8 protein-coding genes and 2 pseudogenes are annotated in these 7,733 nt (G+C 59.7%); 7 read left to right on the top strand and 3 right to left on the bottom strand.

All coding sequences use genetic code 11. The annotated features are described in order from the left end of the window. Together FGX59_RS35350 and FGX59_RS35345 are read left to right on the top strand one after the other, a co-directional pair. Positions 1–452, top strand: a pseudogene (locus FGX59_RS35350) (transposase); the annotation flags it as partial. A gap of 826 nt (positions 453–1,278) precedes the next feature. Further along, the gene (locus FGX59_RS35345; RefSeq protein ID WP_138473250.1) at positions 1,279–2,352 is read left to right on the top strand and encodes a helix-turn-helix transcriptional regulator; all 1,074 of its coding nucleotides are present in this window, start codon (positions 1,279–1,281) and stop codon (positions 2,350–2,352) included. A gap of 335 nt (positions 2,353–2,687) precedes the next feature. On the opposite strand, the gene FGX59_RS39115 is transcribed toward FGX59_RS35345, so the two are convergent. Both FGX59_RS39115 and FGX59_RS35330 read right to left on the bottom strand, forming a co-directional pair. Continuing rightward, the gene (locus FGX59_RS39115) at positions 2,688–3,194 is read right to left on the bottom strand and encodes a transposase family protein (RefSeq protein ID WP_240722865.1); all 507 of its coding nucleotides are present in this window, start codon (positions 3,192–3,194) and stop codon (positions 2,688–2,690) included. Between the two features lie 1,591 nt (positions 3,195–4,785). Beyond that, positions 4,786–5,010, bottom strand: coding sequence for a hypothetical protein (locus FGX59_RS35330; protein ID WP_138473248.1), 225 nt, complete (start codon positions 5,008–5,010; stop codon positions 4,786–4,788). A 95-nt stretch (positions 5,011–5,105) separates the two neighbouring features. On the opposite strand from FGX59_RS35330, the gene FGX59_RS35325 reads away from it, so the two are divergent. After that, complete coding sequence (locus tag FGX59_RS35325) at positions 5,106–6,002, top strand: LysR family transcriptional regulator (protein WP_138473245.1); 897 nt, start codon at positions 5,106–5,108, stop codon at positions 6,000–6,002. Between the two features lie 158 nt (positions 6,003–6,160). Here the strand turns inward: FGX59_RS35325 and FGX59_RS39110 are convergent. After that, positions 6,161–6,466, bottom strand: a pseudogene (locus FGX59_RS39110) (transposase); the annotation flags it as partial. Positions 6,467–6,646: 180 nt separating this feature from the next. On the opposite strand from FGX59_RS39110, the gene FGX59_RS39105 reads away from it, so the two are divergent. From FGX59_RS39105 to FGX59_RS39940, 4 genes are all read left to right on the top strand, one after another. Next, positions 6,647–7,039, top strand: coding sequence for a hypothetical protein (locus tag FGX59_RS39105; RefSeq protein WP_240722864.1), 393 nt, complete (start codon positions 6,647–6,649; stop codon positions 7,037–7,039). Next, complete coding sequence (locus tag FGX59_RS35315) at positions 7,036–7,392, top strand: helix-turn-helix domain-containing protein (protein WP_138473241.1); 357 nt, start codon at positions 7,036–7,038, stop codon at positions 7,390–7,392. Before FGX59_RS39105 ends, FGX59_RS35315 begins: the two co-directional genes overlap by 4 nt. A 40-nt stretch (positions 7,393–7,432) precedes the next feature. Beyond that, complete coding sequence (locus tag FGX59_RS35310; protein WP_240722863.1) at positions 7,433–7,582, top strand: hypothetical protein; 150 nt, start codon at positions 7,433–7,435, stop codon at positions 7,580–7,582. Further along, the coding region (locus FGX59_RS39940; protein WP_138473239.1) for an ATP-binding cassette domain-containing protein at positions 7,528–7,733 on the top strand (206 nt) is incomplete at its 3' end. The genes FGX59_RS35310 and FGX59_RS39940, both read left to right, overlap by 55 nt.

The following is a 7,733-nucleotide window of genomic DNA, read 5'->3' as shown; positions in this document are numbered from 1 at the left end:
CAAGCTGATCCGGCGCTATCACGTCAGCAATGCCGCCCTGCACGACAGCCAGGCGGTGGATCATCTCCTGATGCGGGGCAATACCGGCTCCGGTGTCTGGGCCGATGCTGCCTATCGTTCCGAGGAGATGGAAGGGAAGCTGCTGGCCCGGGGCCTGATGAGCCACATCCATCGCAAGGGACGGCGCGGAAAGCCGCTTGGCGTCCGGGCCAGGGGCAGCAACCGGACGAAGTCCACCGTGCGGTCCCGGGCCGAACATGTCTTCGGCGCGCAGTCCAATGACATGGGCGGCACGCTGGTACGGACGATCGGCCTGATGCGCGCCAGGGCAAAGACCGGGATGAAGAGCCTTGTCTATAATGAGGAGGATCAGGAATTGATCCGGGGAATTAATTCCCCGACGAATGCGTCGCCTCGGCAAGCTTCGCCGCCTGAACCCGAACCCGGCTTGATACGGGGCGACGAAAACGGTGCGCGCCGGAACGCGGCAAGCCGCAGAGGAACGACCCAGCCTCTCGGAATAGCGGAACAGAGGGTGGCGTCGGCAGTCACAGGGCCAGCTTCAAGCCGCTGATCTCGTCCGAGCGGACGAATTCAGTGAAAAATCGAGGTGCCCTGCAGCCGACTTCTGGAGAAAAGCTGTTGTCGTGCAAAATAATATTGCGGCGCAACCTGGCAAAATATTTGGCGGAGAAGAACTTGGATTTTTCAAGATAAAATACGGACGTTGCACATACCATAGAGTCACCGATTGATTAACACACTATTTTTCATATGAAGAAAGAAAACACTCTGGCGCGTGAGAAAAGGGGTTTTCTGCAGCACGATTTTCCAAATTTTTCGGTTCTTTGACCGGGATTGGTCTATTATTTGAACTCCGGATTCGAAACGATCTTCCAAAAGTGAATATTCTGCCCGGCGATGCTAGTGAGGTTGGAATCTCGCCCCGATTTTTTTGACGTGATTAACGCTGGAGAGAGCGCACTTCACTAGGAGAACCGTTCATCCAACAGGGTGCTGAAAAGTCTGTTCAGCCACGGAGGCAGGGGGCAGATCTGGTAGAACAGTCCGGAAGGTGGCAGGACTTGCTCAATTCTGGGAGCGGTGCTGACCTAAACCGAAACGATTTCCTGCAAGACAACGCGCTAACATCCCTTTTCAGTAGTCTGCTCATCTTCTATGCTGAAATTTGTTGACGGGTTCGGTCAAATCATCATAATTTTAAATACCAATCATTGATTCTGTGCGATTTTCTTGGCTTTCCCTGGGGGGAGAAAGATGGAAAAATGTTATTCGCTCGCGAGCGATCAATGCTGCTTTTTTGCGATGCAATTAGGAGAATTTGTCCAAGCCAGTGTAGGTTCCTGCGATTGGGCGTTGCGGGTTCACTATGACAAAAATCAACACGCTACTTTCGGCTCCGGGGGCGCAAAATCTACAGAGGGCTTTTGGGGATTAGATAGAGTTTTTGAAGATGCGAAAAAGGATGCCTGCGACATTGAGCACCCTCAATTGACTTCTGAACGCATCTCTTGGAAGGCCATTAAGAGGATTGACGGTGAATTTTCCGTCGCCCGACTCGTAAAAACTATTCCGCAATCTTTGTTTATGGAAACATCGGATTTTGAATGTTCAAGGCTAGAGTTGAGGCTGCTATGGGACCTAAATAATTCTTTACCACCGAAGGAAAGTGTCTTGATCGATATTTTTCGCCCTGCTGCAAAACTCCTTGAACATACTATCGCCATGGAGTCCCGATACTACGTCCTGAATTCGGCACTAGCGGCCTATCGCACTCTTGATATAGGGTGCCTAGTTTTCGATTCTTCCGGAAACCTCTTGCTAAAAAATTCCATTGCTCGAACACTCACTCCAGTTGATGCTAAAAGCGGCAAAATTTTAGATCTTAATTCCACTCAGGTTAGAAATGAAATTCGGCGAGCGATGGCAGTTTTAAACCACGGTGACGGGCTCGCTCTATGCGAGAATATTGCAATGGCTCTGCCGTCAGGAAAGGTTCGACCAACGTATTTTCAAATCGTAGCACCAGACTACTATAACCTGGAAGGCTCACGTAGAATTCTTTCCATTCTTGTGCCTACATGCGAAGGTTTTCCGTCAGCTGAAACTCTGAAATCAGTATTCGGACTCACACACTCTGAGGCACTCGTTGCGGCTGGAATTTCCAGCGGATTGAGCCTGAAAGAGATTTCGGAGGAGCTTTCTCTGAGTATCGAAACTGCGCGGACCTACTCTAAGAGAATTTACTCCAAGCTGGGAATTTCTAGGCAAAGCGAACTAGTGTCTCAGGTCCTTCGCGGTACTCTCCCAGAAAAGGCACCACAGTGTTGAGCCATCCGCTCTCCAGATCTCCAGACTGTCGTCAGTTTAAAGAAACGACGAGTTTTTGTTTGGTATCAGAGTGCGGTTTTATAAAAACTCGAAGAGGCAGTATGGCATGAAGCGGATAGAAATATCATATGATTGTCCTAAAATTTCAATTGGCAGATAAAGGTTTGGCGCTCCACTAATTCGAGACAGACGCTTTATATGCCAGGTAAACGCATGGAGAAGTCCCAATGAGGTTTTTACCATTCGATGAAATCGTCTGCTCAAGGCCCGACGGAAAAATGGAGTCGATTTTTTCACATGCGGAGCGTCAACCTCACCGATGGAAGGTGAACCAATTACAAGAGAACTTTAGTGATTTGAGGTACTATGATAGTGGTGGTGCTTTCCTTTCCTTTGATGCTGTCAGAGTTGTATTTTACCGAAATCAATGCGAACTTAAACCAATGCTTATCGTAAGAAATGGCGTCGAGATAGACATTTGGGTGGACATTATTCATGGTGGCGCCTGCACGATCGGCTAGTGTTCGACGCCTGACGGAAGATTCCCATATTTCGTGCGGAGTGGGCCGACGATGGCCGACCATTTCCCCTCCGCATCCCGGTCTGCGCCCTGCCGGTCTGCCGCATCGATCAGGAGGGTAGCGTATCTTTCCTGTTTTCAGGTTCAGGAAGCCCCTGAAAAGGCATTTCTTTGCCCGGCCGAACGTGGCCATTCCGGCGCAGGTTGTCGCCCCGCAGAGTACCGCGACGAAAGCGATGACGAGAAGCTCGCCGAGGTCATGGCGCGCGTTGTCCGCTTGCGGATCGGGGATGTCATCGAAGGCGAAACGAAAGATCTGCATGGTGGCGGCTTGGCTCCGGGGATTGAGTCCGCAATCAAGAATCCATTCCGCCGTCCACCGCAAGAACCGCTGCTCAGGCCGTCAGAGCCAAATGTGATTCTCCTGCCCGGAGGAAAAAAGGTCGAGCTTGACATAGCTTCGCCGGGAATAAAGGTGGGCCTTTGCAGGATCCCTTCACGCCAATCCGATCGCCGCGGAAGGTAGATCCCGGGATAGCCTATCCCATGAACGACGGCCTCCCGGTCGGGCATCGGTTGCCGCCCTCAACTGCTCGAGGCTCCCGAACTCTTTGCGGCGACGGTCGATGGTCCCGCGCTGATCGCAGACGGTGGCGCTCGACCTTGCCTTTGCCATAAGGGGCCTGCCTGTGCCGGGAAGAGCGTTCTCTTCCACCGGCAGCCGCGCCTCTTGGCAGAGCTGGAGCTGGCCCGTGGCGACGGCCGCTTTCCCCAGCACAGGCATTGCGCAGGACCTGAGTGGAAAGGAAAACCCCGGCTCTCACGAGGGGGAGGCCGGGGTCGAAACTCGTAACCACAATGTGGTTGGCAGTTCGGAAACTAGCGTAGCTGCCGTTTCCTCGAAAACCGTCAGAAATGCCGCAGACTAGAAAACCCCGCCCACAGCGGTCACTGTGAGCGGGGATGAGCTTGGTTGGTCGGAATCTGCGCACACCGCTAGTAGGGTCGACAACCATGAGTGGCCGGACTTGGGTGGCCCGGCCAGATCGGCGCCGTTCGCCTGAAGATCGCGGCGAGCGGCTCCTTCTGCTGTCACCAACTTCGAGGATGTCCCGGACTTCATCTGTCCTGTCCGGAGCGACATAGACAGCGCTCGCGTCGCCCCCGAAGACGTCGGGGGGGGGGCACGACGGCAAGAAGCACGACCCGGGCTCCGCACGCCTGGGCGAGTTTCGCCCTTCCCGCAGCGCCAGACGGCCCTCCCGAGATCCATCATATGCTAGCAGAACCGTGCTATACATGCTTGCCTCAGCCAATTCTCCCTACTGACGATACTATCACGATTGTCGCCGGCGTGCAGTGCCTTCGAGCACCGCCAGACGCGACCCCGGGCTTCGTCGTGGTGGACCGCCACAGCGGGCATGCCTCTGGACCATGAAGTATCCGGGCTTGAGCGATCGACGGCTCAGGGGCTCTCACGGGACGTGTGTCTTTGCGGAAGCCTGGCGCTGGCGCCGATGGTTTATCGGATGTCACCATACCCGGCTGAGAGGCGGAACCTGCCGGTCATCCCTAGCCCCCCGTACGCCCCTTGGCAGCCCTTTCCGGCCAACGGAGGCGCCGGGTTCGAGAGACCCACTGCGCCCGGCCAGGCGAAGCGGACAGGCGGCGCCACGGCGGAGCCCAAGCGGCGAACCTGCAGAGGCGGCCGGTAAGGACGATGAGTAGGAGACCTGCGCCGACACTCCAGCGGGAGGTGAGGCACTGGCACGGACGGCGTACGCCGGAGAGGCAACATTCTGCATGGCGGCGGCAATGGCCATCTCTCGAATGTCGGCCTGGTCCCGGCTCCGCCGGAAGCTCGATTCCTCCCCCGACACGGGCGGCCGATACGGCTCGGAAGACCGGGGCGGTCACTGTCGGTCCGGCACCAGCAGCATCATGGCCTGGATGTCGAGGTCGCTGCCGAAGCTTTCCGGATGCCGGTCGAGCATCACCCGGACATGCTCCCGGCGCCGCCGCATCTGCTCCTGCGGTGAAGCCGCAGCGCGCCGACGCGTCTGCCCCGCTTCCTGCAGGACCATCCAGGGCAGCAGGCTGCTGACAATTTCGGGTGTCGAGAAGAACGGCAGGGTCATGGCCAGGGTCCTTTCGGGTTGCGGTGCCTGCCGAACATGCTAGGGCGCGCGCTCAATCACTGGCATCCCTCCCGGCGTTGTGCTGTTCTTCGGAAATGCAGAGCCGGTTCCGCAACTGGTCGGATGTTCGGAACTTCCTAGCCGTGGTCCGGGAAGGGTCCACGCTTGCGGCCTCGCGCAAGCTTGGCATCGCGCAGCCGACGGTCGCGCGGCGGATCGGGGCGCTGGAACATGAAACCGGGCTTGCGCTGTTCGAGCATGACACGCGCGGGTTCCGGCCGACCGCGGCCGCGCGGGCACTGGTGCCGCTGGCCGAGGCCATCGAGGCCGCGGCGGAGGCCTTTGCCGCCCGGACCATGGACCTCGCTCAGGCGCGGCCGATCCGGATCACCGCCTTCGTCTCGAACTTCTCGCCGCGCGTGACCGACATCCTCAGCGAGTTCTCGCTGTCGCATCCCGGCGTGCAGGTCGAGTTCCTGCCGGGCGTGAAGCCGCTCGACCTGCTTGCCGGCGAGGCCGACATCGCCCTCAGGATCAGCAGGGAAACGCCCGACCCGTCGCTCATCTGCCGAAAGATCAGCTCAGCGAGGTTCACCCTGTTCGGGGCGCCGTCCTACGCGCGCGGCAGGGGGCTGCCGGCCTCGGCCGCCGACCTGGCCGGGCATGTCTTCGTGAGTTTCCAGTCCGGCGATCTGCCCTCTCTCTATCAAGACTGGCTGTTGCGGCATGTGGCACCGGAGCAGATCATCATGTCGTTCAGCGAATTCGGCCTGATGGAGGCTGCCGTCCGGATGGGACAGGGCCTTGGCATCCTGAACCTGAGGATGGCAGAGGCAGACGAGGCGGCAGGGCGGCTGCTCCGCTGCTTCGAGCCGCCGGAGGACCTAACCTCGGAACACCTGTTGCTGGTCTCGCCGGAGGCCTACCGGCGCCCCGAGGTCCGGGCCTTCGCCAAGTTCTTCGCGCCCCGCTATGCCGCGCTGTTCAGGTAGCGGGACGGCACCGGCGCGGCCGGCCCGCTCCGGACAGGTCATCCCTAAGGCAGGCCGACGTCGCAGAGGGCATCGAGTGGCCTCGTTGCACTTATCGGTGATGCGGATTCCAAGATGGAATCCTAAGGCTTGCATACTGGACATGGCCAAGCCTTCACCCGCCCGACGGCCTCGCAGATTGCCTCCGCATCTGCGGCATCGGTCTTGTTTCGCTTCACATACGGCTTTGCGTACTGGGGCGGGATCAGGCGAACCTCATGGCCGAGAGCCATCAGCTCCCGCGCCCGGTGGCGGGCACTTGGACAGGCCTCCATGCCAACGAGGCAGGCTGGCAAGGTTCCAAGGAAGGCGAGGAGTCCGCCGCGTCGGACACGACGCTTCAGAACGGCACTTCCACGGGCATCAACGCCGTCGATCTGGAAAACGGACTTGGCAAGATCGAGGCCGATGGTCGTGACGGACATGGCAGGTTCCTGTTGGATTGCACGTATCAGCCTACATCGTGGCAAGGTCGACGAGGTGGTCCATGCCATCAAGTGGCGTACTCACCGGAACGAAAGGCGGCGATTCTGGCGAAGATGCTGCCGCCGATCAGCATACCTTCGAACCGGCTTTCGGTTGAGGAAGGGAGCTCGCGGGGCACGTTGGCGAAATGGCGCGCGGAAGCGCGGGCGAAGGGCAAGCTGCTGCCCGAAGCCGACGCAAATGTCGAAGGGTGGACGTCCAGAGACAAGCTTGCCGTGGTGATCGAGGCCGCGACGCTGAACGAGACCGAGCTGGGCGACTATTGCCGCCGCGGGGGGATTTTCCCCGAGCAGATCGTGCTTTGGCGGGAAGCCTGCGAGCAGGCGAACGCCTGGGACCGGACGGCTTCGGCGCGGATCGCCAAGGAAACGAAGGATGACAGGAAACGGATCCAGCAGCTCGAGCGCGAGCTGAGGTGCAAGGAGAAGGCTCTGGCGGAGGCCGCGGCGCTCCTGGTTCTGAGAAAAAAGGTGGCGGCGATCTGGGGCCCTGCGGACGGAGAGGACGAATGACCTCTGCTCCCGATCGCCGGAAACTCGTGGAGTTCGCCGGCGAGGCGATGGCCGCTGGTGCGCGCCGTGCGGCCGCTTGCGCGGAGCTCGGCCTGCATCCGCATACGCTGGCCCGATGGCGCGAGCGGGAGGGCGGCATCCGCGAGGACCGCCGTCCGCTCGCCGCTCGCCCTGAACCCGCGAACAAGCCGAGCGACGAAGAGCGCGCCCGCATCGTCGCCACCTGCGCCCAGCCCGAATTCGCCAGCCTGCCGCCGGGCCAGATCGTGCCCCTTCTGGCCGACGAGGGGACCTACATTGCCTCGGAATCCAGTTTTTACAGTAAGGCTACGCCGAAGGCCGTCTTGATTTAGCGCCCTCGGGATCGAGCCGCACCTGCCCTCCACCGGCGTGATGCTGTCGGAGTCGCTGCGCGGGATCATGGCCGGGTACTGGTGGCTGGCGGCGGCGCCCGGCCTGGGCCTGATGCTGGTCGCGCTCGCCGTCGAATGCTTCGGCGAGGCCCTCCGCCGCGCGGCCGATCCGTCGGAAGGGGTGGCCTGATGCTGGAGGTGTCGCACCTGTCGCTCGCCTTCCGCCGCCACGGCCTGCCTCCGCTGCAGGTGCTGGAGGACATCTCCTTCACTCTTGAACGCGGCGAACTTCTGGGCATCGCGGGCAGTTCCGGCGCGGGCAAGAGCCTGGTCGCCGAGGC

It is taken from the genome of Poseidonocella sp. HB161398 (assembly GCF_005870025.1).
Lineage (GTDB): Bacteria > Pseudomonadota > Alphaproteobacteria > Rhodobacterales > Rhodobacteraceae > Mangrovicoccus.
Note: the sequence above shows the minus strand (reverse complement) of the source record. Positions and strands in the feature narration are given on the sequence as shown.